The 25,478-nt window shown below is 39.6% G+C and carries 22 protein-coding genes; 10 read left to right on the plus strand and 12 right to left on the minus strand.

What is annotated here, in order from left to right; translation table 11 throughout:
* From ALFOR1_RS18605 to ALFOR1_RS18615, 3 genes are read right to left on the minus strand one after another with little or no spacing between them, the layout of a single operon-like run.
* Positions 1–609 (minus strand): flavin reductase family protein, encoded by a 609-nt coding sequence (locus tag ALFOR1_RS18605; protein ID WP_104644006.1) that lies wholly within the window; start codon positions 607–609, stop codon positions 1–3.
* Positions 610–618: 9 nt separating this feature from the next.
* Positions 619–1,341 (minus strand): SDR family NAD(P)-dependent oxidoreductase, encoded by a 723-nt coding sequence (locus ALFOR1_RS18610; protein ID WP_104644007.1) that lies wholly within the window; start codon positions 1,339–1,341, stop codon positions 619–621.
* On the minus strand, positions 1,338–1,736 hold the full coding sequence (locus ALFOR1_RS18615) for a thiol-disulfide oxidoreductase DCC family protein (RefSeq protein ID WP_058549864.1): 399 nt from the start codon (positions 1,734–1,736) through the stop codon (positions 1,338–1,340). Before ALFOR1_RS18615 ends, ALFOR1_RS18610 begins: the two co-directional genes overlap by 4 nt.
* A gap of 120 nt (positions 1,737–1,856) precedes the next feature.
* Between ALFOR1_RS18615 and ppc the strand changes: the two genes are divergently transcribed.
* Entirely contained in the window at positions 1,857–4,502 is a 2,646-nt protein-coding gene (gene ppc, locus ALFOR1_RS18620; RefSeq protein WP_058549863.1) for a phosphoenolpyruvate carboxylase, read from the plus strand.
* 156 nt (positions 4,503–4,658) lie between these two features.
* Complete coding sequence (gene cdd / locus ALFOR1_RS18625; RefSeq protein ID WP_104644008.1) at positions 4,659–5,585, plus strand: cytidine deaminase; 927 nt, start codon at positions 4,659–4,661, stop codon at positions 5,583–5,585.
* Between the two features lie 89 nt (positions 5,586–5,674).
* Here the strand turns inward: cdd and udp are convergent, their stop codons facing one another.
* The gene (udp, locus tag ALFOR1_RS18630; protein ID WP_058549861.1) at positions 5,675–6,430 is read right to left on the minus strand and encodes a uridine phosphorylase; all 756 of its coding nucleotides are present in this window, start codon (positions 6,428–6,430) and stop codon (positions 5,675–5,677) included.
* 440 nt (positions 6,431–6,870) lie between these two features.
* Here udp and ALFOR1_RS18635 point away from each other — a divergent pair, with 440 nt between their 5' ends.
* The 7 genes from ALFOR1_RS18635 (at position 6,871) to ALFOR1_RS18665 (ending at position 16,978) form a co-directional block, all read left to right on the plus strand.
* A complete protein-coding gene (locus ALFOR1_RS18635) occupies positions 6,871–7,980 on the plus strand; it encodes an arginase family protein (RefSeq protein WP_104644009.1) in 1,110 nt (369 codons plus the stop codon).
* 129 nt (positions 7,981–8,109) lie between these two features.
* Positions 8,110–8,805: a substrate-binding periplasmic protein gene (locus ALFOR1_RS18640; protein WP_104644010.1), complete on the plus strand. Its 696-nt coding sequence runs from the start codon at positions 8,110–8,112 to the stop codon at positions 8,803–8,805.
* A gap of 129 nt (positions 8,806–8,934) precedes the next feature.
* Complete coding sequence (locus ALFOR1_RS18645) at positions 8,935–10,242, plus strand: hemolysin family protein (protein ID WP_104644011.1); 1,308 nt, start codon at positions 8,935–8,937, stop codon at positions 10,240–10,242.
* 284 nt (positions 10,243–10,526) lie between these two features.
* Entirely contained in the window at positions 10,527–11,696 is a 1,170-nt protein-coding gene (locus ALFOR1_RS18650; RefSeq protein ID WP_058549857.1) for an efflux RND transporter periplasmic adaptor subunit, read from the plus strand.
* A 12-nt stretch (positions 11,697–11,708) separates the two neighbouring features.
* Positions 11,709–14,843, plus strand: a complete 3,135-nt coding sequence (locus ALFOR1_RS18655; protein WP_058549856.1) for an efflux RND transporter permease subunit — start codon at positions 11,709–11,711, stop codon at positions 14,841–14,843.
* The gene (locus tag ALFOR1_RS18660; protein WP_104644012.1) at positions 14,840–16,258 is read left to right on the plus strand and encodes an efflux transporter outer membrane subunit; all 1,419 of its coding nucleotides are present in this window, start codon (positions 14,840–14,842) and stop codon (positions 16,256–16,258) included. Before ALFOR1_RS18655 ends, ALFOR1_RS18660 begins: the two co-directional genes overlap by 4 nt.
* Positions 16,259–16,354: 96 nt before the next feature.
* Positions 16,355–16,978 carry a TetR/AcrR family transcriptional regulator gene (locus tag ALFOR1_RS18665; protein WP_058549854.1) on the plus strand — a complete coding sequence of 208 codons (624 nt, stop codon included), beginning with the start codon at positions 16,355–16,357 and terminating at the stop codon, positions 16,976–16,978.
* Between the two features lie 63 nt (positions 16,979–17,041).
* Here ALFOR1_RS18665 and ALFOR1_RS18670 read toward each other — a convergent pair whose 3' ends face one another.
* The 6 genes from ALFOR1_RS18670 to ALFOR1_RS18695 form a co-directional block, all read right to left on the minus strand.
* Positions 17,042–18,142, minus strand: a complete 1,101-nt coding sequence (locus ALFOR1_RS18670; RefSeq protein WP_104644013.1) for a HupE/UreJ family protein — start codon at positions 18,140–18,142, stop codon at positions 17,042–17,044.
* An 11-nt stretch (positions 18,143–18,153) separates the two neighbouring features.
* Complete coding sequence (locus tag ALFOR1_RS18675) at positions 18,154–19,164, minus strand: tetratricopeptide repeat protein (protein ID WP_104644014.1); 1,011 nt, start codon at positions 19,162–19,164, stop codon at positions 18,154–18,156.
* A 46-nt stretch (positions 19,165–19,210) separates the two neighbouring features.
* Positions 19,211–19,720, minus strand: coding sequence for an Ig-like domain-containing protein (locus ALFOR1_RS18680; RefSeq protein ID WP_104644015.1), 510 nt, complete (start codon positions 19,718–19,720; stop codon positions 19,211–19,213).
* Between the two features lie 11 nt (positions 19,721–19,731).
* Positions 19,732–21,324 carry a DUF4331 domain-containing protein gene (locus tag ALFOR1_RS18685; RefSeq protein ID WP_104644016.1) on the minus strand — a complete coding sequence of 531 codons (1,593 nt, stop codon included), beginning with the start codon at positions 21,322–21,324 and terminating at the stop codon, positions 19,732–19,734.
* 157 nt (positions 21,325–21,481) lie between these two features.
* Positions 21,482–22,165: an anti-sigma factor gene (locus tag ALFOR1_RS18690; protein WP_104644017.1), complete on the minus strand. Its 684-nt coding sequence runs from the start codon at positions 22,163–22,165 to the stop codon at positions 21,482–21,484.
* Entirely contained in the window at positions 22,162–22,686 is a 525-nt protein-coding gene (locus ALFOR1_RS18695; RefSeq protein WP_104644018.1) for a sigma-70 family RNA polymerase sigma factor, read from the minus strand. Before ALFOR1_RS18695 ends, ALFOR1_RS18690 begins: the two co-directional genes overlap by 4 nt.
* 338 nt (positions 22,687–23,024) lie before the next feature.
* Between ALFOR1_RS18695 and ALFOR1_RS18700 the strand changes: the two genes are divergently transcribed.
* A complete protein-coding gene (locus tag ALFOR1_RS18700; protein ID WP_104644019.1) occupies positions 23,025–24,644 on the plus strand; it encodes a diacylglycerol kinase family protein in 1,620 nt (539 codons plus the stop codon).
* 51 nt (positions 24,645–24,695) lie between these two features.
* Here the strand turns inward: ALFOR1_RS18700 and ALFOR1_RS18705 are convergent, their stop codons facing one another.
* Together ALFOR1_RS18705 and ALFOR1_RS18710 are read right to left on the minus strand one after the other, a co-directional pair.
* On the minus strand, positions 24,696–25,004 hold the full coding sequence (locus tag ALFOR1_RS18705) for a VF530 family protein (protein ID WP_104644020.1): 309 nt from the start codon (positions 25,002–25,004) through the stop codon (positions 24,696–24,698).
* Positions 25,005–25,058: 54 nt separating this feature from the next.
* The gene (locus tag ALFOR1_RS18710; protein WP_104644021.1) at positions 25,059–25,361 is read right to left on the minus strand and encodes a DUF1496 domain-containing protein; all 303 of its coding nucleotides are present in this window, start codon (positions 25,359–25,361) and stop codon (positions 25,059–25,061) included.
* Positions 25,362–25,478 lie beyond the last annotated feature (117 nt).

Below are 25,478 nucleotides of genomic sequence, written 5' to 3' on the forward strand. Positions count from 1 at the left end.
CTATTTTTTTGCGTAAGCAAGGCGTGTTAATTTATTACTAGTGTGGTAGCTATCTAGCCCAGTTACAGATACTGTTTCTATTGCTTGCAAGTCTAAAAAGCCATCGCTTTGCAGGGCAACTTCGTCTAAATATACATCGGTAATTTCACCTATAACCAACTCGGTGCCATTAATGGCTAAGTGTTGGTGCTCAACATATTTTACAGAGTATTTTAATCGCGACTCTTGCACAAAAGGGGCTGTAAATTCATTTAGGTATTCTGGTGTTAAACCTGTCGCGTTAAATTCTGACTCGCCTTTATCGTAGCGGGCTGAGGTTTGATGAGCTTGCTTATAAATTGCTTTATTAACTTGGTTAATGGTGTAACTACCCGTTTCTATTATGTTTTCGAACGTATGGCGAGGCACGCTATTGGGGCGCATGATCATGCCAACCAGTGGCGGGTGAGCACCTAAATGTATAACGGAGCTAACAATGGCAAGATTAGTGTTGCCTTGTTTGTCTTGCGTGCCAATTAAGTTGGCGCTTTTAAAGCCCGAAAGCGAATTAATTAAATGAGTACGAGTGTGTTTTTCAAGTGCGTTTATGCGCTCTTTACTAAGATGCATTAAAGGTCCTTACCACGGTATGGTCTCGCCTTGCCAATCTAAATAGGCCGGTTCACCATTAAGTTCTAAATGAGGGTTATTAAATGTGAGTGTAAAAAGTTGTTTTGCTACAAATTCAGCTGTAAAAAGTTTTCCTGCAGGTACGTTTTTTTGAAATGGTTTTGAAAGCGCTGTATCGGTCGTGCCTGGGTGAAATAACACCAGCTTGGTATTTTTAGCGCGACGTGCCAGTTCTACCGCTGCGGTTTTAAATAGCATGTTTAAGGCCGCTTTAGATGCTCGATAAGTATACCAACCGCCTAATTTATTATCGTTAATACTGCCAACCCGCGCACTGAGTGCTGTAATAGTGCACTGCGTTTTATGTGTTAAAAGTGGCAAAATACTTTGCAGGCAAAGCAGGGGGGTTAGCGTGTTTGAGTTTAGAAGTTGGTTGAAATACTCAGCGTCTATATCTTCAAGCTTTTTTTCAGGCATGTGGGTTTTGTTGTGCAGTGTGCCGTTAAATATGACAACTTGTTGTATATTAGCATTTTGCTCTTTTAAGTAAGCAGTTACGCGCGCTAAGCTTTGTGTTGTGTAATCGGTTTGAAAATGAACAATGCTTCCCTCAGATTCAATACTTTTTGAACTAATACAAACGACTTGGTGAGTAGGCGTGTTTATTTGTAGATGCTCTATATATGCATTTGCTATTGTACTGCTTGCGCCAAATAAAACAATCGTTTTCATTTAACACCTCTAGTTTTAATACTACATTGGCCGTTTGAACATTTGGTATTTGGCATTAAAAAGCGGCTAATTGAATGCCTATACTTTGCAAAAAACAAGTATCCGCAGTCAGCGAAGAAACTAATTATTGGCAAGCGAAAAATTTTCAACCAGCGATGCTTACCTACAATTCTCCATGCTTGGTATGTAACATCTAAGCCGTATATCATTTCACCAGTGTGTGTTTGCGCTTGTAAATAAGTCATTGCTTTATCTTTATCAATATATGAATAGCGCTCACTAAAATCGGCGGCGTTAAGATCCTCAAGCTTAATTTTATTTTTAGTGTCTGATTGCTTTAGCTGCGCCATTTCTGTGCTACAAAGGGGGCAGTTACCATCATAAAAAATGATCATAAAATTGGTTAGCGTTTATTTTCCATATACTTTTTTACGACAAAGCATTGCAAATGGATCTATTAAATATTGCTTCATAATGATATTAATAGCACTCCACGAAACAAAGGAGACTGAGAAATGAGTGAACAATATGCCGCCTTGCGAGGTAATGTAAATTTACTAGGGCAGTTATTAGGGCAAACAATTAAAGATGCCCAAGGCCAAGCGATTTTAGATAAAGTAGAAGAAATTCGAGCTTTATCAAAGTCATCTCGCAGTGGTAACGAAGACGACCGTCAAGCATTAATCGAAGTATTACATGCGCTTAGTGACGAAGAGCTTTTACCGGTTGCCCGTTCATTTAATCATTTTTTAAATTTAGCTAATGTAGCAGAGCAGTTCCACACTGTTTCGCGTTTTAATGATGTTGGCTTTTGCCAACTAAACCCTCTCACTCAAACATTAAAAACGTTAACTGCAAAAGCAAAAGAAGGCCAATTAGACAGTAATCATCTGGCCGAAACACTCTCAAAACTCCACATAAACTTAGTATTAACTGCTCACCCAACCGAGGTGACGCGCCGTACAATGATCAACAAACAGGTTGAACTCAGTGAATGTTTAGCGTCGCTTGAACGCAAAGATAATTTAGAGCAAGAACGCACTGCTATTTTAAACCGTATTGCACAGCTTATTAGCCAAGCGTGGCACACAGACGACATTCGTCGTTCGCGTCCTACGCCTATTGATGAAGCTAAATGGGGCTATGCAGTTATTGAAAATAGCTTGTGGCATGCTGTGCCGCGTTTTTTACGTGAGTTTTCAGATCAAGTAAAAGAGCATTTAAGTTTAGAATTACCAATCGATTACAGCCCTATAGAGTTTACCTCTTGGATGGGGGGAGACCGCGATGGTAACCCGTTTGTGACCGCGCAAGTGACCACGCAAGTGCTTGACCATGGCCGTTGGATGGCACTTAATTTATATATTCAAGACTTAAAGACGTTGTGCGCTGAACTGTCTATGTCTGATGCAAGCGATGAGCTTATTGAACTTGCAGGACAAGAGTTTGAACCGTACCGTGCTGTAATTAAAAAGCTTAAAACGCAAGTTGCTGAAACCGTGGCTCATTTAGGCGCTAAAATTAAAAACAAGCGCAGTGATTCACAAGACCTAATTACTGATATTAATCAAATTAAACACCCAATAGAAGTATGTTATCGCTCGCTATTAAAATGCAACATGAAAGTAGTTGCTGATGGCTTATTACTTGATTTACTGCACCGTATTAATAGCTTTGGCCTGCGTTTGGCTAAACTTGATGTGCGTCAAGATTCAGACCGTCATAGCGATGTATTCTCTGAGTTAACACGTCATTTAGGCTTAGGTGATTACAACCAATGGCAAGAGCAAGACAAACAAGCGTTTTTGCTTACCGAGCTTAATTCTCGTCGCCCGCTAATCCCTAAAAATTGGCAACCAAGCCCAGACGTACAAGAAGTGCTCGACACCTTCGATGTTATTGCAAAGCAAGATGAAAAAACATTTGGCTTATATATTATTTCAATGGCGCGTACTGCTTCTGATATTTTAGCGGTACAACTACTGTTAAAAGAAAGTGGCTGTCAGTTTGATTTACCCGTTGCACCATTGTTTGAAACACTTGACGATTTAAATGCGGGTAGCGATGTAATTACTACACTGCTTGATAACGTGTGGTACCGCGGGCATATTAAAAATACCCAAAATGTAATGATTGGTTATTCAGATTCTGCCAAAGATGCCGGCATGATGGCTGCAGGTTGGGCGCAGTACGAGGCAATGGATAAATTAGTACAGCTTGCCGATGAGCGTGGCATTGAGCTTGTTTTATTCCACGGCCGTGGCGGTACAGTTGGGCGTGGCGGAGCACCGGCTGCTCAAGCGCTCCATTCACAACCACCGGGTTCTTTAAAAGGCGGTTTACGTGTAACTGAGCAAGGCGAAATGATCCGCTTTAAGTTTGGTTTACCTGATGTAGCACTACAAAGCTTAAATATATACGCTGGTGCAGTACTGCAAAGCAACTTATTACCACCACCGGAGCCAAAACCGCAGTGGCGTGAAGTAATGAAGTTAATAAGTGAGGAGTCGTGTGAGCATTACCGTAACGTAGTTCGTCATGATGAAAACTTTGTACCTTACTTTAGAATGGCAACTCCAGAGCTTGAGCTGTCTAAATTACCATTAGGCTCACGCCCTGCTAAGCGTAATCCAAATGGTGGCGTTGAAAGCTTACGTGCGATTCCGTGGATTTTTGCATGGAGTCAAAACCGTTTAATGCTACCTGCATGGCTAGGGGCCTTAACAGGCTTAAAAGCAGCGCTTGATAAGTATGGCCTAGAAACACTTCATGAAATGAGCCTGCAATGGCCGTTTTTCAGAGCGCGCCTAGAAATGCTAGAAATGGTATTTAGTAAAGCCGACAGCTGGTTAAGTGAGCATTACGATAACGCGCTGGTGGAGGATATGTACAAACCACTGGGTGTGTCACTGCGTAAAGAGCTTGAAGAAGCGATTAGCCTTGTTCAGTCACTCAGCCCGCAAAAAAGCTTATTAGCGGACCAACCATGGATCAAAGAGTCTATTGGGCTTCGTAATCCGTACACCGATCCGCTTAATGTACTGCAAGTTGAATTACTACGGCGTGCACGCTCAAGCGAAAAAGGCAGCGAAGGCGACATTGATAATGCATTAATGATCACCATGACAGGTATTGCGGCAGGTATGCGCAATACAGGTTAATACGTGATTTTATTATGGTGATAGTAAATCACTAATTTAATGTAATCGGTATTTTAAAAGGGAACACGCTGTGCTCCCTTTTTTTGCGTTTAATGGCCTAGCAATTTGGGCCTTAACCTTTTAAACTACTTAGCCATTGAATAATTATAATATGTTATGGCTTCAGCAACTTTTACTGTGCAACAAGACACAGCTCTTACAAATTCACATATCTCTTTAAGCGTAGCGCAAACTCAAGCTTTACGTAGTCAATTAAAAGCCCAACGCGGCATCTTAAATTCTAAAAATATTAAACAACTATGCGCGCAATTTAATGTATCTGATGATGCGTTATTACAAGGTTTAGTGCCTTTAGCGTCTGAATTTTCCGTGGCTCCTGTTTCTCATTTTCATGTGGGAGCTATTGTTAAAGCGCTTGATGAGCAAGGAAATGTAAATTTTTATTTTGGTGCTAATGTAGAGTTTGACCATCAAGCACTTAGTCTAGTGGTGCATGCGGAGCAGTCGGCTATTAATAATGCGTGGTTAAATGGCGCTAAAAAAATAGTTAAAATAGCAATTAGTGATGCACCGTGTGGTTACTGTAGGCAGTTTATGAACGAGCTGGCCGACGCTAAAGAATTTGATATTTTACTGCCAGAGCAACATTTTAAACTCGCTGAGTTATTACCACATTCATTTGGGCCTACCGATTTAGGCAACGAGTTTAGTTTGTTTAATCCAAAGCCTCAGCAGCAAGAGTTTGCTAATACTGCGCTTGATGGCAAATTAGCAGTCATGGCGCTAAATGCATATGTACCCTATAGCCAAAACTTTAGTGCTGTTAAAATTAGTACCTTTGATGATGGTGATTTTTACGGCAGTTACGCAGAAAATGCAGCCTATAGCCCAAGCCTTTCGCCACTGCAAAGTGCGCTTAGTCAGCTGTTTTTAGCGGGGCTTAGCTTTAATGGTAATACGGTTAAATCAATCACCCTTTTAGAAACACAAGGTCATGAAAATCAAGGTGGAGTGGCACGTGCCGTACTTACAAGCTTTGACAACCTACCTGAAATAGAAGTGATTAGCGCAGAGCTAAGATAACCTGAACTCTGGTTAAAATAACCTGCCAAAAACAATAAAGCACAGCAATTGCTGTGCTTTATTCGTTTAATTAAAGTGCTAAGAAGGGATTAGCCTAATAGTACTTTTGCAGCTTCTAATACGACTGCTACTGATTTTCTTTCAATTTCGCCGTGATCTACATTTGGAATTTCTTGACGAGTACGGTTAACAAGTACACCCGCAACACACGCAGCTTGTAAGCCAAGAGCTGCACACATTGTAAATAATGTAGCCGACTCCATTTCGTAGTTCATCACGCCTAGGTTTTGCCACTCTTCACAGCTACCTTGTAATGACTTTGGTACATAGCCAGAGTGTGTATCGTAACGCTCTTGCCCTGGGTAGAACGTATCGCTTGAAGCGGTAATACCAATATGAAAGTCAATATCTAGGTTTTTACACGCTTGTACCATAGCTTGTGTTGCGTAAAAGTCAGATACCGCAGGGTAGCTAAGCGGTGCAAAATGTTGGCTTGCACCATCTAAACGTACAGATGCTTGGCTAATTAAAATTTCGCCTTCATTAATGTGTGGCTGAATAGCGCCTGTAGTACCAATACGTAAAAATTTACGCACGCCAAGTTGCGCTAATTCTTCTACAGCAATCGATGTAGATGGACCGCCAATACCAGTTGAACATACCACTACTGAGTGGCCATTTAACTGACCTAAATACACATGAAATTCGCGAGTTTGAGCTAGGCAGGTTGGGTTGTCTAGGAATTGTGAAATACGTGCTGCACGATCAGGATCGCCCGGTACAATCGCAAGTTTTGCACCTTTAAGATCGTCAATACATAGTCCTAAGTGAAATACCTTTTCCATAACTAAACCTTTTATAAAAATTTGTTGTCAATCTAGCATCATTGCCATAAACGTTTACCAAGTACAGGACGTTTGTCCGTTTTGCATTAATCCCCTTTAAAAATATTAAGATACAACGATTTATTCATCTACTTTGAATATTCAATCAAGCACTTAACCGGTATAAGCAAAGGCGCTGTTGACTTGCCCATGCAGACATTATATGTATCGGGAAAGAGCAATAACACACTAATGTTTACTGATTAAAAACAGAGTTAAAGTTATTAAAATTCATATGTTTAATGTTTTATTTTAACTTTATTTAGACCCTTGCCGCTGCGTTTTTAGAGCGCAAAAAATGGTTTATTAAAATTAAATTAAAGTTTAGGTATTTTTTATCTTTTTGCATAACTAATCAAAATAATTCAGTTTCACACAGTAAAAGTTTATAGAGGTTTATTATGAGCACACAATTTCAAGCATTTAAAAATAAAGTTGAGCACTGCTTGTGCTCTCCTGGTGATGGCGTATTTACTGTAAATACAGCTAAAGAGCGCAAAGCCGCACTTCGTAATAAGCTTTATGGGCAAACCGAAAATGTAGATCCACTTTGGCGCGACTCTTTAAATGAGTTACCAAACTCGCCTCACAAAGCGGTTATGCTGGGCATTAGCTCAGATTGTGGTGGTGGTATTTTACGTGGTGCAAACTGGGGGCCGTTATTTGTACGCTCTGCGCTTATAGATCAACAACCGCAGTGTCACTCATTCGATTTAGGTGATGTACGTGTAATCCCTCATTTATTGCATGATAAATACTTAAACAATGCAACTATTTCTAATTGTCAAAAAGCCCTTTACGGCGATGAAAATAATGACTATTACGTAAGCCCGCTTTCTATTACTGAAGATGTGTGTGATAGCTTTTATGCGACGTTTAAAGATAAAGGTATATTTGGTATTGGTGGCGATCATTCAATTAGCTACCCGCTAACTAAAGCCTATTTAAAAGCAAAGCGCGAGCAAGGTAAGCGTACTGCAATTATTCATTTTGATGCGCACACCGACTTATTAGTAGAGCGTTTAGGTATAGATTTATGCTTTGGTTCGTGGTGTACACATATTTTAGAATTTTTACCGGCACCTCATCATTTAATTCAATTTGGTATTCGTTCAAGCGGTAAACCAAAAGCGCATTGGGAAAGCACCTTTGGTGTAAAACAGCATTGGGCTGCTGAAATAATAGAACGTGGTGCTAAAGCGGTTGCTGCCGAAACCATTGCACAGCTAAAAGCAGATAATGTAGATGAAGTTTACGTAAGCTTTGATATAGATGCGCTAGATGCCGAATTTGCATCAGCCACTGGCACGCCAGAAGATAATGGTTTAACCCCACAGCACGCACTTGATATTTTATCGGCCATTGCCGATGAATTTCCTATTACTGGCGCTGATATGATGGAAATAGCCCCATTTACCGACAGCTCTTTAGTAGGTCAATCAAGTTCAGAAACAACTTTACGCGAAGGGGCTAAAATTTCAGCATTTTTAATTAGTGCGATGAATAAGTAGCAAGTTAAAACTTAAAAAATCTAGTCCTATCAGCGTATAGGGCTAGATTTATTAGACTAAAAACTAGCGGTACGGTTACCCTCAACTATAGTTGGTTTATACCCATTTATAGTTTTGAGGCGTAATTAAATGAAGTTGTATTTACTTATACTGTGTTTTGCATGCATAAGTGTTAATGCAGCTGAAGTTACTATTGTGACTGAAGTTTTTCCTGATTTTCAGTACATTGACTCAAACGGCCAACTTGCTGGGCGCTCTGTAGATAAAGTAAAAAAAGCACTTGATACCACTGATATTAAATACAGTATGTCTGCAAATAGTTGGGCTGTATCTTATAACGCGGTGCTTAGAGATAAGCACACCTGTATTTTTTCAATAGTGAAACTACCCAACAGAGAAGATAAATTTAGCTGGGTTGCTGAACTAGAAAGCTTTGACTCAGCTATATACGCGCTTAAATCACGTAACATTCGATTAAATACGCTCAACGATGCAAAAAATTATAAAACAGCTGTACTACGCGATAACTTTAGCCACCATTACTTACTAGAGCGAGGCTTTAGCGAAACTAAAAACTTACTTATTATTGACAGTTTAGACAAAATAGATAAATTAATAAGTACTCGTCACAACATTCTCGATTTTGTTATTTTGAGTAACAAGCAGTTTAACTTTCGTGCAAAGCGAGAGCCTAAATTAAAACTCCTCGAACCTGTTTTAAACCTCAATACTCATCAGTCCCCACTTTACTTTGCCTGTAATATAAATATGGAGCAAAGCCTACAAGATAAACTTTCGGCTGCGTTTGACGAAGCTAAAAAGTAAAAAAAACAATATAATTCAATTACCTAAATGTATTTTATGAAATCCTATAAATATAAATTGCTGCGATTAAAAAACCGACTATAATCAGCTGCTTTTTATTGAAAAAGCGGTAACTTTTTGGAGCGTTAAATGGGTGATTTAATCGGGATTAGCTTGTTGATCTTGATCAGTGCGTTGTTTGCTATGTCAGAAATTGCAATTGCGGCGTCGCGAAAAATAAAACTGCGTGTAATGGCAGATGAAGGCAATGTAAAGGCTGCGGCAGTACTTAAGCTGCAAGAAAACCCTGGAGCCTTTTTTGCCATGATCCAAATCGCGTTAAATGCGATTGCCATTTTAGGTGGTATCGTCGGTGAGCAAGCTCTATCTCCATACGTAAAAAGTGTACTGGTAATTTTTTATCAGGGCGCACACGTAGAAAAAATTAGCTTTTTATTCTCATTTTTTACTATCACCTCACTTTTTATTTTGTTTGCCGATTTAATGCCAAAGCGTTTAGCGATGATCATGCCTGAGGCTGTTGCAGTAAGAGTGGTAACTATTATGCGCTGGGTTACGTTTGCGCTTACACCGCTGGTGATGTTTTTTAATGGTGTAACCAACTTTGTACTGCGTTTATTTAAAGTACCCGCTGAACGAGAGGACATAGTAACAACCGAAGATATAGTCGCAATGATGGATGCAGGCGCAGAGTACGGCAGCTTACAGCAACAAGAGTATGAGCTAATAGGTAACGTTTTTGATTTAGAAGCTCGGTTTTTATCAAGTGTAATGACTCCTCGCGACCAAATTGTGTATTTTGATTTAAATGAAAGTAGCCACGATATAGCGACAAAAATTATTGATCACCCACATAATCATTTTTTAGTGGTGTCGGGTAATTTAGATAAATTACGTGGCTCGGTAGAATCAAAAGATATACTACGACAAGTATTAAAAGGTGAGCCTGCTAATATTAAACAAGAGCTGATTGAAACAGATGTGTTTTATTTACCAGAAACATTAAGCCTATCTGAAGCCTTAAATGCCTTTAAAAGTGCAGCTAAGCCGTTTGCTGTTGTAGTAAATGAATATGCACTTTCTGTCGGTATTGTAACTGTAAAAGACTTGATGAAAGGGTTTATGGGCGATTTGATCACTCACCAAGGTGATGAATTAATTATACAGCGCGATAAAAATTCATGGCTGGTAGATGGCTTAACACCTATTACCGATTTAGCTAAGGTACTAGATATTGAAGAGTTTCCTGAGCAAATGCATTATGAAACAGTGGCAGGCTTTTTAATTTATAACATGAAGCGTATTCCTAAGCGGGCTGAGCATTTAACTTTTTCAGGATTTAAATTTGAAGTTGTTGATGTAGAGGGAATTAGAGTTGAGCAATTATTAGTATCAAGGGTTATACCAGAGCCAAGTACACACACTTCTCTATCTTAATTGTATATATAACTAAACTTATATATGGCCAAGCTTAAAAAGCTTGGCTTTTTTATTGTTGTGATAAAAATGTGTCCCTAAAATATAAAGGCCTGCCAACATATTAAAACGTTTAATTTTCATACTCATGTTTTTAAGTTTTCATTGCGTTAACATCAAATACAACCTATTACGTATATTACACTTAAGAGTGTAAGTTTGTGTAAATTCCTCATAATTTAGATTCATAATCAGCCAGTTTTAATTTAGAATGATCGTTCACTCTAAACTAAAAGGTATTTAACATGCAGCGTTCCCGCATCGCTTTATTTGTATTATCAGCCCTCGTTGGTTCTGTTGCTTTAACTGGTTGTGATAAAGCGGCTGATCAGTCACAAGCATCAGCGCCTCAAGCTGTTCCAGTGGGTGTAATTACATTAAAAAGCCAAGCGCTTACTCTCAAAAAAGAGCTTCCTGGTCGTATTAGCGCATTTCAAATTGCTGAAATTCGTCCGCAAGTAAGCGGTATTGTGCAATCTCGATTATTCGAAGAAGGTAAGGAGGTTAAAAAAGGTCAAGCTCTTTATCAAATTGACCCTGCTACTTTTGAAGCAGACCTAGCCGCAAGTGAAGCCGCCGTTGCTCGTGCGGAGGCAAGTATTGCGAGCTCTAAATCAAAAGCGTCTCGTTACAGCGAACTATTAAAAATTAAAGCCGTAAGCCAGCAAGACTTTGACGAAGCTGATGCAGCGTCTAAACAAGCAAACGCTGAATTGTTAACGGCTAAAGCACAATTAAAGTCAGCGCAAATCAACCTTGATTACAGCCATGTATCTTCTCCTATTAGTGGCCAAATTAGTAAATCAAGCGTAACAGTAGGTGCATTAGTAAGTGCTAATCAAAGCACTGCACTTGCAACAGTGACTCAATTAGACCCAATTTATATTGATTTAACCCAATCCAGCAACGAGCTTACTCAGCTTAAAAAAGCACTCGCTTCGGGTAATTTAGGGATTGATGCTCAAAGCCAAACTGACGTTGAATTAACTATGGAAGATGGCTCTGCATACTCTCACAAAGGAACGTTGCAGTTCTCTGAGGTTACCGTTGACCCAAGCACGGGCTCTGTCACGTTGCGTGCTAAATTCCCTAACCCTGAAAAACTTTTATTACCGGGTATGTATGCACGTGCCTCTGTGGTTGAGGGTGTTAAAGCCAATGCTATTTTAGTTCCTCAGCGTGGTGTAAGCCGAAATAATAAAGGCGAGCCAACAGCTATGGTGGTAGGCAAAGACAATAAAGTAGAAAGTCGCGTATTAAAAGTAGATAGAACCATTGGCTCTAATTGGCTTGTAAGTGACGGTTTAAGCGATGGCGATAAATTAATTGTAGAAGGTTTACAAAAAATTCGTCCAGGAGCGCAAGTTACGCCTTCTGAAGTGCAATCGTCTACTAGCGCCAACAACGCGCAATAACGGAGAGTTTTAATGTCACGATTTTTTATCGACAGACCCATTTTTGCATGGGTACTGGCAATAGTAGTGATGCTAGCGGGTATTTTGGCGATTCAAAGTTTGCCAATTGCTCAGTATCCGTCAATTGCACCGCCGGCAATTAGTATTACAGCAACGTATCCAGGCGCATCTGCTCGTACGCTTGAAGATACGGTTACGCAGGTAATAGAGCAAAAAATGAAAGGGCTTGATGGCTTGCTATACATGTCATCTACGTCTGAATCGAGTGGTTCAGCAACACTTACACTTTCATTTAGTGCCGAAACAGATCCTGATATTGCACAGGTACAAGTGCAAAATAAATTAGCGACCGCTACACCTCTTTTACCTGAAGAAGTACAAAGGCAAGGTGTAACTGTCGCCAAGTCTGCACGTAACTTTTTGATGGTTTTAGGTTTTGTATCAAAAGATGGCAGCATGACCAATATCGATATTGGTGATTATGTTTCGTCAAACGTTCAAGACATTGTGTCGCGCGTTGAAGGGGTAGGTGAAGTACAATTGTTTGGTTCTCAATACGCTATGCGTGTGTGGTTAGACCCAGCTAAACTACAAAACTACAAGCTAACACCTGCTGATATTAGCGCTTCAATTAGTGCGCAAAATGCACAAGTGTCTGCCGGCCAATTAGGTGGCATGCCCGCAATTGAAGGGCAGCAGTTAAACGCGACTGTTACAGCGCAAAGTCGTTTACAAACTGCTGAGCAGTTTGAACAAATTTTAGTAAAAACAAATGCAGATGGTTCTTTTGTGCGTCTTAAAGATGTTGCGCGTGTTGAGCTTGGCGGCGAAAGTTACCGCGTAGTTGCACGTTACGATGGTCAACCAGCATCGGGTTTAGGTATTAAACTTGCTAGTGGCGCTAACGCACTTGATACAGCTGACGGTGTAAAAGCAGCCATTGAAGAGTTAAAACCATACTTCCCTGAAGGCTTAGATGTCGTCGTACCTTACGACACGACACCGTTTGTATCATTATCAATTGAAAAAGTAGTACATACCCTCATTGAAGCGATTGTGTTGGTATTTGTTGTAATGTACTTATTTTTACAAAACTTCCGCGCAACGCTTATCCCAACTATAGCGGTACCTGTTGTACTACTAGGTACATTCGCGATTTTGTATACTTTTGGTTACTCAATAAATACATTAACTATGTTTGCTATGGTACTGGCCATCGGCCTATTAGTTGATGATGCGATTGTTGTAGTAGAAAACGTTGAACGTGTAATGAGTGAAGAAAAACTCTCTGCGCTTGAAGCAACGCGTAAATCGATGGATGAGATTAAAGGTGCGCTGGTTGGTATTGCAATGGTGCTTTCAGCGGTATTTATTCCAATGGCCTTTTTTAGTGGCTCAACGGGTATTATTTATCGTCAGTTTTCGATTACGCTTGTATCAGCTATGGGCTTATCGGTACTAGTGGCGCTAATTTTAACGCCTGCTTTATGTGCAACGCTTTTAAAGCCAAGCCACGTTCATAATAACGACTCTCTATTTGGTAAGTTTTTCACCGGATTTAACCGTGGTTTTGATAAAACAAACTCAGGTGCTCAAAGCTTTGTGAGTCGTATGATCCATTTATCTAAGCGCTACTTGCTTATTTATGGGGTGATAGTAGGCGGAATGGTTTATGTATTCTCAAGCTTGCCAACGGCATTTTTACCTGATGAAGACCAAGGTATTTTGTTTAACCAAGTATCATTACCAGCAGGCTCTACAACACAAGAAACACTTGAAGTTGTTAAAAAGGTAGAGAATCACTTTTTGAATGACCAATCTGATGCAGTAAACGGTATTTTTACCGTAACTGGTTTTAGTTTTGCAGGTTCTGGTCAAAACTCAGCGATTGCCTTTGTTAACTTTAAGCACTGGGATGAACGCCAAGGTGATGGTTTATCTGTGCAAGCAGTTGCAGGTAAAGCAATGGGCTATTTTTCAACAATTAAAGAGGCATTTGTATTTGCTTTTCCACCACCGGCAATTGTAGAGCTAGGTACAGCCAACGGCTTTAATGTATTTTTACAAGACCGCGTAGGGTTAGGGCACGATGCACTGCTAGCTGCACGAAATCAGTTATTAGGAATGGCTGCGCAAAGCCCAATACTCGCTGGCGTGCGTCCTAATGGTCAAGAAGATATGCCAGAGCTACAGCTTGATATTGACTTAGCAAAAGCAGAAGCACTTGGTTTATCGCAAGCAGATATTAACAGTACGCTTGCCACCGCGTGGGGTAGTAGTTATGTAAATGACTTTATTGACCGTGGCCGTGTTAAAAAAGTATATCTACAAGGTGATGCCGATTCGCGCATGGTACCTGAGGATTTAAACAAATGGTATGTACGTAATGATAGTGGCGACATGGTTCCGTTTTCAGCATTTGCTAGTTCATTTTGGACATATGGCTCGCCACGACTAGAGCGCTACAATGGTTTTTCTGCAATGGAAATTCAAGGTAGTGCTGCGCCAGGTTACAGTACAGGCCAAGCAATGGACGAAATTGAGCGTTTAGTTAAGCAGCTACCAAATGGTATTGCATCTGAGTGGACCGGTATTTCATTCCAAGAGCGCTCTAGCAGTGGCCAGGCACCATTGTTGTATGGCTTGTCATTATTGTTTGTATTTTTATGTTTAGCAGCACTTTATGAAAGTTGGTCGGTACCATTTGCAGTAATGATGATTGTGCCTTTAGGTATATTTGGTGCAATTATGGCAGCGCTTGGAGGCGGCTTATCAAACGATATTTACTTGCAGGTAGGGTTACTAACAACCATAGGGCTCGCCTCTAAAAATGCGATACTTATTGTTGAATTTGCGATTCATAAAATGGATGAAGGCTTGGGCTTAGTGGATGCTGCTATTGCGGCTGTGCGCTTGCGTTTACGTCCAATATTGATGACTTCTTTAGCGTTTATTTGTGGTGTTTTACCGCTAGCCATTGCATCAAGCGCAGGTTCGGGTGCACAAAACGCATTGGGTATTTCTATAATTGGTGGCACACTCGCTTCGTCAATTTTAGTGGTGGTATTTGTACCGTTATTCTTTGTGTTAGTGCGTAAAGTTTTCCCTGGCAAAAAGAATGATACAGTTAAGGAGAGCGCACAATGAGCATTAAATCCTTCAGCCTAAGTGCACTTACATTACTTATATTAAGTGGTTGCCAATTAGCACCAGAACAAAAAGATATTGCTTTACCAGTACCTGATGCATATGCATCAGGTACTGAGCAGGCTTCAGCTGTGCAGCTAAACTGGCAGCAGTTTTTTAATGACGATAAACTGCAAACATTAATTACCCAAAGCCTTGAGCATAATAAAGACCTACAAATAGCAGTACTTAACGTGCAGCGAGTACGTGGGCTTTATCAAATTGAAGACTCAGCATTATATCCATCACTTGATTTAAATGCCTCTGGTACACGCCAGCGTTTACCTGGGGATTTATCAAGCACGGGTGAAGCAGCGATTAGTTCGCAGTATAGTGCAACTGTTGGTATTACCTCATATGAGCTTGATATTTGGGGAAAAGTACGTAACCAGTCAGCACAGGCACTGCAAAACTTATACTCTACAGAGCTTAGCCAGTACAGCACGCAGGTATCGTTAATTTCAGAACTTGCTAATGCATGGCTTAACTATGCAACAGATTTACAGTTGCTAGAGCTTGCAAAAGAAACATTAACCTCGCAGCAAGAATCACTTTCGCTTACGCAAAAAAGCTTTGATTTAGGTGCAACGTCTTCTATTACACTTGAGCAACTTAAAAGCACCGTTGCTACAGCAAAAGTAGATATTGCGACCTACAAACGTTTACTTAAGCGTGATAAAAGCGCGCTTGATTTGTTAGTTGGCAAGCCTGTTTCGGCCGATTTACTGCCAACTAAAGATTTAACCAATCTGATTAGTATGCCAGAAGTACCGGTAGGTTTACCGTCTGACTTACTCTCGCAGCGCCCAGATATAAAAGCGGCTGAGCATTTACTACTAGCAGCTAACGCGAATATTGGCATTGCACGTGCTGCGTTTTACCCAAGTATTAGCTTAACGGCTAATGCAGGGACCGCTTCAAGCGACTTAAGTGGTTTGTTTGATTCGGGTTCGGGTACGTGGAGCTTTGTACCTTCAATTAGCTTGCCTATTTTTAATATGGGGCGTAACCAAGCAAATCTTGATGTGGCAAAAGCCGATCAAGCAATTGCGGTGGCAACGTACCAGCAAAAAATTCAAAATGCGTTTCGCGAAGTTGCCGATGCACTTGCTGATAGAGAAGGTTACCAAGAGCAACTAAGTGCGCTTGATATGCTTATAAGTAGCCGACAAATCACGTTTGATTTATCAAAAATGCGTTACGAAAAAGGCGCAGATAGCTACTTGCAAGTACTTGATGCTCAGCGTACGTGGTACGGCGCGCAGCAACAATTAATTTCGGGTCAGCAAGCGTATCTTGCAAGCCAAATTAATTTGTACAAAGCGCTTGGTGGCGGATGGAACGTAACCAGTGAAACAGCTCAGGAAGAGAAATAATATTTGCGGCTTTTAAAGCCGCATTACATATTTATATAGCGAGACTATTTATAGCTCTTGCTTTACTGAGTTTATGACTTGGTAGTGGAGTTGAACATGAAGCCTAAAGCAAAAAGGCAAACAGATCCCGCTATAGCGCAAGCTAGGCGCGAACAAATACTAACAGCTGCTGCAGAGTGTTTTCGCCGAAAAGGTTACCACGGTGCAGGCATGGCTGAAATATCTAAAACGGCAGGGATGAGTGCAGGCCATATTTATAATTACTTTGAAAGTAAAGAAGCAATTATAGAAAGCATTATTGAAAAAGACATGGAAGAAATGTTTTCTATCTTCCAACAGTTTGAAGATCACCCTGGTGATGTTTTAGCAGCTCTTTTAGATGGCTTAAACATTGGTGTTCAAAGGCATATGGACACAGGGGCATGTGTAGTTGATTTAGATATGATGGCTGAAGCAGGTCGTAACGCTAAAGTAGCTTCACTGCTGCGCGATATGGATATTCAAGCACGCACACGTATGAGGCAGCTTTTAACAAGTGAGCGAAGTACACTAAAAAATATTGAAGAGCAGGAGCTTGAAAGCCGCATTAACGTTATTTTTTCGATGATGGCAGGGTTATTACTGCGAAAGGTACTTTATCCTGAATTAACAGAAGAGACCGTTTTAATCGCTTTACGCCCAGCAATGAAAACATTATTAATGCCTTTTGATGAAGCGTAGTCGCACTTTTTTACCCCTAAACAATAAGCTAGCCAAATTTGGCTAGCTTATTTGCTCAATACCTTAAAAACGCTCTATTGACCATTGCAACGCAATGATTGCAATAGCGACAGACCCCATAGGCATAACCCATTTTTTATACCATGTGTAGTTTCTCGCATAGATTAATACTGGCAAAGCAATGAGTAATATACTCAACTGGCCTATTTCAACGCCTAAATTAAATGCCAAAATACTGAGTAATTGGTAATCGCTAGAAAGGCCAAGCTCGCCTAATACACTGGCAAACCCCATACCGTGTAATAACCCAAAAGCAAATGTTAGCCAACCTAAGCGAAGTACAAGTGGCCAGACATTATTTAAAGCTGCAAAAAGCACTGATAAAGCAATTCCAAGCTCTACCCAGCGACTATTTGGCGAGACTAAGTTCATAGCTGTGGCGGTAAGTGTAATAGAATGTGCAAGGGTAAAGGCAGTGACGATCCAGGCGGTATGCTTAATTATTTGCTTTTTAGAGCTGATCCCTTGCCATGCTTTATTGCTGCGAGTTAATACACAGGTAAGTAATAAAGCGATTAAAAATAAAATATGATCAATACCAATCCAAATATGTAAAACACCTTGATACACGTACTGATTAAACGTACTGAGGTAACTTGATTGCTCAAAGCTAAATGTTTGTTTAGCATCGTCGGTACTAAATACGCGTGATACGTCGTTAATATTTACAATAGATTTATGGTTTGCATCAGTGTTAAAAAAGGCTGAATAAGTAAGTGTGATGGGCGATACGTTTTTGCAATTAAATAAAAGCGGAATGACTAAATAAGGCTGATTGAAATGATTGTCGAGCTGGTATGTCCCTTCACTTTTTAAAAGGCACAACTGATCATTCTGTGTAACCTTTAGATTATCGTTAACGAAGCGCGTAATTGAGCCGCGTTTGGCTTTTATTTCAGTCCACGAAATTTGCCCATTTTTATCTAAATCAAGGGCAACTTCATGCTCTAAATCGGTAATGTTAATTTGCCAATTACCCGCGTATTGGTTGGAGGGGGCGTTGTTATTTAAGGTAATATAACTAGTGCTTAACTGATGAGCAAAGCTGTTCATTGAAAAAATGCATAGCATTAAAGTCATTATAAATAGATAAGGCGTTTTCATAGTGTGTCTCTTTACATCGCTTGGGCTTGAATGAGTAATTGCTCATCGGCGCTCATTTTGGCCTGCTGCCAATTAATATGAGCCCAGTAAAGTGCTTTGTCGCGATTAGGTTGTACGTCTAGATAATATTTAGCTAAATCACTCGCATGAAACGTATCTTTGCGAAGCTCACGTAGTGTAACTCTTTGCGCCATTAGATTTTGCCATTTTTTACCTGTTTTATTTAATTTTTTTTCTGCAATGGCGAGTCTTAGCAAAATAGCATCTTCTAAATTATTTTTATCAGGAAGTAATGCACTCAATGTATTTAAAACATCGGTATGCAGAGCAAGAGCAAGGTGAATATCAGCCCACAAAACAATAAGGCTTACTGGGGCGTTTACTAAATTAACACTTTGTAAGTGTGAGAGTGCTTGTTTGTAATTCCCAAGGCGATAGCTCATTTCGCTCAAAACATGTTTTGTAGCAAAGCTAGTGGGCTTATTATTAATTATTTTGACTAATGCTTGATAACTTTTTAATAAATCTTGATGCTGGCTTTGTACGTCTAACACACAGGTACTTGCAGTAATTGTGCTTACGTGAGAAATTAAAGCAATGCAATGTTGCTTTGCTTTTAAAAACTGCCCCTGAACCATGTATATATTAGCTAATAATAAATGACTGTTGCTATGGTTAGGTTCGCTAATTAAAACTTCATTCGCTACAGTAATTGCTTGTTCAAAAAGGTGCTCTTTTTGCAGCACTCTTGCATATAAATAGCCAATTTGAGGTGATGGAGTTTGTTTATATAATTGTGCTAAACGCGTTTTTAATAAACCTTGTAAGCGCTCTGTTTGACCTGCATATTGGCTGTTAGTAACTAAGGCATTTATTTCTTCAAGGGTAAGAGAAGCGCTAAGAGTAGAGTTACTTGTTGCAATTACTGCATCTTCTTTTGGCGTGTAAGGTGCAGCATTTAGCCCTAAAGAGGTTATGCTTATAGCTATAAATACTACGGGTTTAAATACTGAAAAATGCATGTTTATATCCTTTGAAAAAAGCCATCCATGGCCATCAGCTTAATTACTAATTACCGTTTGTTGAAATAAGTCCATCAACGTCGGTATCTGTGTTGGTAAACACTCTGCCATTTACAGATAGCGGCTCTGCATTTGGGCTTTGGTTAAAAGCGTCAGTTGCAAATTGCGCAAAATCAACCTCTAGAGCATCTATTGAAATACTAACCGTAGCGGTTACTTGTGCATTAACACCATCAGTTACCCCAAACACAAAGCTATCTGAGCCAGTCGCTTCTTTATTAGGGGTGTAAGTAAAATTACCGTCGCTATTTACTGTCGCTACACCCAGTGATGGCTCACTCGTTAATGAGTACGTTAATGAGTCGCCATCGTTATCGCTGGCACTGAGCATATCGGTAATCGTTACTTCCGTTTGTGTACTAAGCATTACATCACTTGCTGTAGGCGCTGTATTTACAACCGGTGTAGGTTGTTTATTATCATCATCGCTACTGCACGCCCCAAGTGTTAATACGCTAAGTAATACACATACATGGGTAGTTTTAAAATTACGCATTAGTTAACTCCTTATTTAGAGCCTGCAAGGGGAGTTGCAAGGTATGGGAATGTTGAGTCCATCATAGTTGCATCAACAGGTGCGCCATCAGTAAATGGAACTGTCCCTGTGTTAGCATCTTCTGGTGTACAAAGACCAAGGTTAGTTTCTTCACCATTTACAGGAATAGGATGACATAAGCGACCCATAACAACGCGAAGTGCAATATCTACAACATCATCACCTGGGCGACGGCCATTTGGAAAGCCTGCTAAATCATCGCCTGCTACACCAAATGCTGATTGATCAGCTTGTGGTGTTGCTGCAATACCTGTATTTAAACGTAACATTTCTGAAGGGGTTACTGTGGCTTGTTGGTTAACACCTGCAAAACCTGTTAAAAATGCAGTGATTAAATCAGTACGCGGAAAGTTAGTAGGGGCTAGGGTTTCTAGATTTGCACCAAGCGTTGTATTTACTGCATCTTTAAATAAAATATTCAATAGTTCAGGTAAAGAAGGGTGAGATACATAATCTAAAAATTGAGCATCATCTTGTGGCTGAGCACTTGAAAATGAGTCTTTATCTTTAATACCAATTACAAGCTCGTTGACTAATGGGTTACCTAAGCGTGAAACTTGCGTTAAAGCGCCGCCATTAACCGCGTTGTTTGCAAATTTAGCGTTAGGGTTCAATATGCGCGCTTGCGGTAAACTTGCCGTTGTCCATGAACCAATAACACCATTACCTTCGCCGGTAACACAACTTTTAGGTACTTCAATTGCAATTGATGTTACGTTTTTATCAGCTAGGTCGTCGTTATCTGCCGATTGTGTAATACCACCAGGGAAACCACCGCCATCGCCAGCACCCGGCGCACTATCACCTTCAACTGGTACATAGTTTACCAAATCGAATGTTTTACCTAAGTTAACTACAAACGGGTCTTTACGCTGCCCTACAAAAACCTGTGCCATTGAATCACAATTGGGAATAGATACCTGATAAACAAATTGATCTGCGTAAGCTTGGTAATCGCTCATTGAGCCAAACGTCTTATCACCCACATAATCTAAAGGCTTAGAGAAGGTGCTAGAGTTTGAAGTGGTGTTATTTAATACTGTTGTCTCACCTGTGCGCTGTGCTCCGCTTATCATACTCATAGTGTAGGATTCACTAAAGTTGGCTGCACTATCATTACCTGCTGCTACACCGCCAACATTTTTAAGAGGGACAGATACAGTACGCTGGTTACCTTCTGGGCCAACGGTTAATTGCACACCTTGGTTATCGTTAGGGAGCATGCTTTTAAAGTTAAACGCAAATGTAATATCTTCAACAGCATCACCATCGTTATCAATATGAATGCTGTAAGTTGCGTCAGGGTCCATAGCAAAATAGTTTGGGCCGCCATAAGCATCTTGAAGTGGAATATAATTAGCAATAAATGTGACGTAATCGCCACGGCCTTGCTCGTAACTGTTAAAAACATAGAAATCGGTTGAATCTAAAGTCGGGAAACGGCTTATATTTGGCGCTTCTCTGTGGCTAGATGCCTCACTTGGTGCACTTACAAATGTACTGCATACTACTACTGCGAGTATTGATGGAGTTAAAGCTTTCATGACTTTGTCCTTTAGTTTTGATTGAAGTCATAACTAATAACGAAGCAGAATTGAAGTTGGATGCAAAAAAGTTAAATTTATTTTATTTTTTGTTAAAAATAGTTAAAACAGAAAGTTGGCTGCTTATAAAAAAGCAGCCAATAAGAGGTTAAAAAAGTTAAAGCAGTACTAACTCAGTCGTGTATAACACCTCGGTTGGTAAACCATTAGGCGAGCCACCGATAGGCTCCAAACTTACTGCTAGTAACGCGATGTCGAAAGCTTTAAAGCGTTTATCTTTCAACAAGAGTTTATCACCTTGTTTAGGTAGCAAGCCTAAAGATATTGGCGTGTCTTGGCCTTTTAAAATCATCCACAGCTCATAATCTTTGTTTGTTTGTGCAACTAATTGGCTGCTGGCTTTTATAGCAAGCCCTTGTGCATTTACATCGATAAACCATAGCGATTGTTTATCTTGGTTCTGTACTAAGGCAATTTGCTCAGTTTGCTTAACACTGGTCGTAGGCTGAATAACCAAAAAGGCTAAAATAATACATGCTGCTGTTGCTACAAAAGACCACGTACGCCAAATTGAAGGCTTAGTATGTACTACCGTTTTGCTAGACTGAGGTTTATTTTCAATCCGCTGCATTATTTGCACCCATACTTCGTCGTTAGGTATCTTTGGTGTAATGGCACTGGCTAAATTATTTAAATTTTGCTCCCACATGCTGGTGGCTTCACGTGCTTTATTAGAGGTAAGCAGTAAACGTTGAAAACGTTTACGTGCTAATCCTCTTAATGTACCTAGTACATACTGCCCTGCAAGTGAGTCAAGTAACTCTGGTTTGTCATAGTTCATAATGTTAAACACCTTTGTAGCTGTAACAGCCCACGCCTGATCCAACTTTTAACTGTGCCTAGCGGTGTTTCTATATGATCCACTAATTCACTATGGCTCAGCCCTTTGTAATAGGCTAAATGAATAGCCTGCTTTTGTTGCGGCTCAAGTTGCTCTATACAATTAACGAGTTTTGTTTCTTCATCGTAATTTATATCAATACTTTGCGTATCATATTCATTGTCGCTTAACGATTGCTCTTTGCGAACTTTGTGATAGCGCAGCGAATCGAGGCTGCGATACCTTACAATGCTTATCATCCAACTTATAACCGTCCCCTTTGAGGCATTATATTCTGATGCGTTGTGCCAAATTTTAATAAAAGCATCTTGTAATGCCTCTTCTGCATGAGCTCTATTGGTTAACATATTTAAACTAATCGCAAACAGTTTGCCGCTAGTTAGCTGGTATAAACTCGAAAAAGCATTTTTGTCTCCTTGTGCTGTTGCGCACAAAAGAGGGAGTAATTCGTCATTGTCCATAGGGTTCCTGTTTTTCTTATTATCAGTGAGTAAACGATTAAAGGTGGGAATTGGATGCAAAAATTATTATTGCTTTACAGATTAGCTCCTTTATACGTGAGTACAAGGATTAAACGATCATAGTTAAATTATTAACATTTGAGAATAATTTATCTATAACTGTGTAAAAAATGCATAAGCTCGTTGTTCAGGAGAACTGTATTTTATTTATATTCTTATTAATCAGCTTGTTACGATTTAAAAGATGTATATTTCAAAGGGTTTTGATGGCGCGATATTTGCAGGTAGACAAGTAATAACGTTTATAAAAACGAATAATATTATAAAAAGGAGAAGTTATGTGGGCTGCAATTAGTTATTCACTATTAGCGCTACTACTTATTTTTGTCGGATGGGAAGTGAGCTCTGTTTATTTTGCTATTGTTTTTTATTGGACCGCGCTTTCACTTTTGCTTGTAAGCGCTGCTTATATTTTTAATGCCGCTAAAATTTTCAGAAAAAGAGAAAATGGAGTCATCCCATTTTATATACGCTGGGCATTTGTACCATTTTTATTTGGAGTACAAATTTATAATGCCTGGTCGCGTAAGCACGATAAAGTACCGCCTATTCAGCAAATTAACGATAACTTATTTTTAGCCTGTCGCTTATTCCCCTCAGATATAGACACGTTAAAAGACAACGGTATTACAGCTATTTTGGATGTAACGTGTGAGTTTGATGGACTTGAATGGAGTTCAACGCAAGAGAACATTAATTACTTAAACATTCCGGTGCTCGATCATAGTATTCCTACTCATTCACAGTTAAATCAGGCCATTAACTGGATACATAACCATATCAAAGAAGACCGTCGGGTAGTTGTGCATTGTGCACTGGGTCGTGGAAGGTCTGTATTTGTTATGGCTGCTTATTTACTTAGCCAAAACAAAAATGCTGATGTGCATGAAGTACTTGCGCAAATTAAAGAAACGCGTGAAACCGCTAACTTAAATAAACATCAACTACGTCATTTAGCCAAACGTCATAAAAAAGGTGAATTGGTAATTAAAAATAAAGCAGTGTTAATTGCTAATCCTGTATCGGGTACGCGCTTGTGGCAGGAAAAAGAGCATTTAATAGTTGCTCGTTTGTCAGCCTATTACGATTTAAAAATACTTACTACTTCAAAAGACGTAAACGGCGTTGAGCTTGCTAAACAAGCAATAAAACATAACCCAGATATTGTGATTGCCTGTGGTGGTGATGGTACCGTTACAGAAGTTGCCAGTGTACTAATAAATACAAAATTTAAACTTGGGATAATACCACTAGGTACCGCTAACGCCTTAGCTCATGTATTAATGGGAATAAGCTCTAAATTAATTCCTGTTGAACAGGCCTGCGATTTAATTATTGATGGTCAAACAAGTTTAATTGATACCGCATACTGTAACAATGAATTAGTACTTTTACTCGCAGGCATTGGTTTTGAGCAGTCAATGATAGAAAAAGCGGATAGAGAGTCTAAAAATAAATCTGGGCAATTAGCGTATTTAAGTGGTTTTTTTGAGGCTTTTGGCGAAGAAAAGTCTCAGCTATTGAATGTTAAGATTGATGATAATGAGCCTCAAGAAATATGTACCAACAGCTTTATAGTAGCTAATGCAGCGCCTTTTACAACGTTATTAGCTCAAGGTGGCGGGCAACCAGATCACAGTGATGGCTTACTTGACGTAAATTGGTTAACGCCAAACAAAGAGGATTCAACAACGGTCCTTAGTATTGCAGAATTAATGTTCAGCAGCTTGACGCAAACTCAGCTTGCTATTAACTCACATCATACTAACGCAAAAAAAGTAGAAATTACTGGGGAAGGAGATCTCAAGTATGTACTTGATGGTGAAGTTAAAACCGCTAAAAAGCTGGTTATAACTATTGAACCTGCTTCATTAAATGTAATTTGCAAAGAGCAATAGGATAGCGCTTGCTACAATCAAAAAAGGAGCTAAATCAGCTCCTTTTTTATATTATTTTTTAATTGATGGCCAAACAAACCCTGTTGTATCAGGCGCTTTAGAAGAGGTCTCTTTTGGTGCGCTTTTTGGTTTGCGAATAGGCTTATTATTTATAGTGTGTATGTAAAGGGCTTCAACTTTATCTCGCGCCCATGGCGTTTTACGCAAAAATTTTAAGCTCGACTTTATACTGGGCGAATCAGTAAAACATTTAATTTTTACTTGCTCGCCTAGCGTTCTCCAGCCAAGTCGTTGCTCTAACTCAACAATAATTTGTTCTAACGTTACCCCGTGTAAAGGGTTTTTAGGTTGATTATTCATAGTAATACTACTTATTTAAACTGCGTGCATTGTAGCTTAAATCAGCTTTTAGCGCTAATTCACTGTAATGGTTTTAGGCTTTTTAGGATAAATAGCATTACCTTGCTTATCAATTTTAAGCCAAATGAGCTGACTGTTATTATGCTCAGGTTTTTTAAGAGCACACAATAAAGTAAAAGAATGAATTTGAATTAGTGCGCCTTCGCTATATCTCTTATTATCGTACCAACAACTTCGGCCTTGGTTTGAAAGCTCATTTGCATCAATTATGGCGTGTGTTTTAATTGTACTTGCATGGCTATTAGTTACAATATTTAAGCAAGCAAGGCTGATGATAAGCGCTATTTTATTATACATTTTTGGCCTCAATAGAATGATAGTTTAAAAATAGTACACGGTACGAAAAAACATGCTAGGGTAAGTAATAGCTTTATACAACACTGACTTAAACACAGAACAATAAAAAGGTGCACA

It is taken from the genome of Pseudoalteromonas carrageenovora IAM 12662, assembly GCF_900239935.1.
Lineage (GTDB): Bacteria > Pseudomonadota > Gammaproteobacteria > Enterobacterales > Alteromonadaceae > Pseudoalteromonas > Pseudoalteromonas carrageenovora.

Coding starts and splice junctions, on each gene's coding strand:
- ALFOR1_RS18655 (WP_058549856.1), top strand. CDS start 11,709: ATGTCACGATTTTTTATCGACAGACCCATTTTTGCATGGGTACTGGCA.
- ALFOR1_RS18685 (WP_104644016.1), bottom strand. CDS start 21,324: ATGAAAGCTTTAACTCCATCAATACTCGCAGTAGTAGTATGCAGTACA.
- ALFOR1_RS18635 (WP_104644009.1), top strand. CDS start 6,871: ATGAGCACACAATTTCAAGCATTTAAAAATAAAGTTGAGCACTGCTTG.
- ALFOR1_RS18645 (WP_104644011.1), top strand. CDS start 8,935: ATGGGTGATTTAATCGGGATTAGCTTGTTGATCTTGATCAGTGCGTTG.
- ppc (WP_058549863.1), top strand. CDS start 1,857: ATGAGTGAACAATATGCCGCCTTGCGAGGTAATGTAAATTTACTAGGG.
- ALFOR1_RS18605 (WP_104644006.1), bottom strand. CDS start 609: ATGCATCTTAGTAAAGAGCGCATAAACGCACTTGAAAAACACACTCGT.
- ALFOR1_RS18640 (WP_104644010.1), top strand. CDS start 8,110: ATGAAGTTGTATTTACTTATACTGTGTTTTGCATGCATAAGTGTTAAT.
- ALFOR1_RS18680 (WP_104644015.1), bottom strand. CDS start 19,720: ATGCGTAATTTTAAAACTACCCATGTATGTGTATTACTTAGCGTATTA.
- ALFOR1_RS18615 (WP_058549864.1), bottom strand. CDS start 1,736: ATGATCATTTTTTATGATGGTAACTGCCCCCTTTGTAGCACAGAAATG.
- ALFOR1_RS18670 (WP_104644013.1), bottom strand. CDS start 18,142: ATGAAAACGCCTTATCTATTTATAATGACTTTAATGCTATGCATTTTT.
- ALFOR1_RS18610 (WP_104644007.1), bottom strand. CDS start 1,341: ATGAAAACGATTGTTTTATTTGGCGCAAGCAGTACAATAGCAAATGCA.
- ALFOR1_RS18650 (WP_058549857.1), top strand. CDS start 10,527: ATGCAGCGTTCCCGCATCGCTTTATTTGTATTATCAGCCCTCGTTGGT.
- ALFOR1_RS18690 (WP_104644017.1), bottom strand. CDS start 22,165: ATGAACTATGACAAACCAGAGTTACTTGACTCACTTGCAGGGCAGTAT.
- ALFOR1_RS18695 (WP_104644018.1), bottom strand. CDS start 22,686: ATGGACAATGACGAATTACTCCCTCTTTTGTGCGCAACAGCACAAGGA.
- ALFOR1_RS18660 (WP_104644012.1), top strand. CDS start 14,840: ATGAGCATTAAATCCTTCAGCCTAAGTGCACTTACATTACTTATATTA.
- udp (WP_058549861.1), bottom strand. CDS start 6,430: ATGGAAAAGGTATTTCACTTAGGACTATGTATTGACGATCTTAAAGGT.
- ALFOR1_RS18700 (WP_104644019.1), top strand. CDS start 23,025: ATGTGGGCTGCAATTAGTTATTCACTATTAGCGCTACTACTTATTTTT.
- ALFOR1_RS18705 (WP_104644020.1), bottom strand. CDS start 25,004: ATGAATAATCAACCTAAAAACCCTTTACACGGGGTAACGTTAGAACAA.
- cdd (WP_104644008.1), top strand. CDS start 4,659: ATGGCTTCAGCAACTTTTACTGTGCAACAAGACACAGCTCTTACAAAT.
- ALFOR1_RS18710 (WP_104644021.1), bottom strand. CDS start 25,361: ATGTATAATAAAATAGCGCTTATCATCAGCCTTGCTTGCTTAAATATT.
- ALFOR1_RS18675 (WP_104644014.1), bottom strand. CDS start 19,164: ATGCATTTTTCAGTATTTAAACCCGTAGTATTTATAGCTATAAGCATA.
- ALFOR1_RS18665 (WP_058549854.1), top strand. CDS start 16,355: ATGAAGCCTAAAGCAAAAAGGCAAACAGATCCCGCTATAGCGCAAGCT.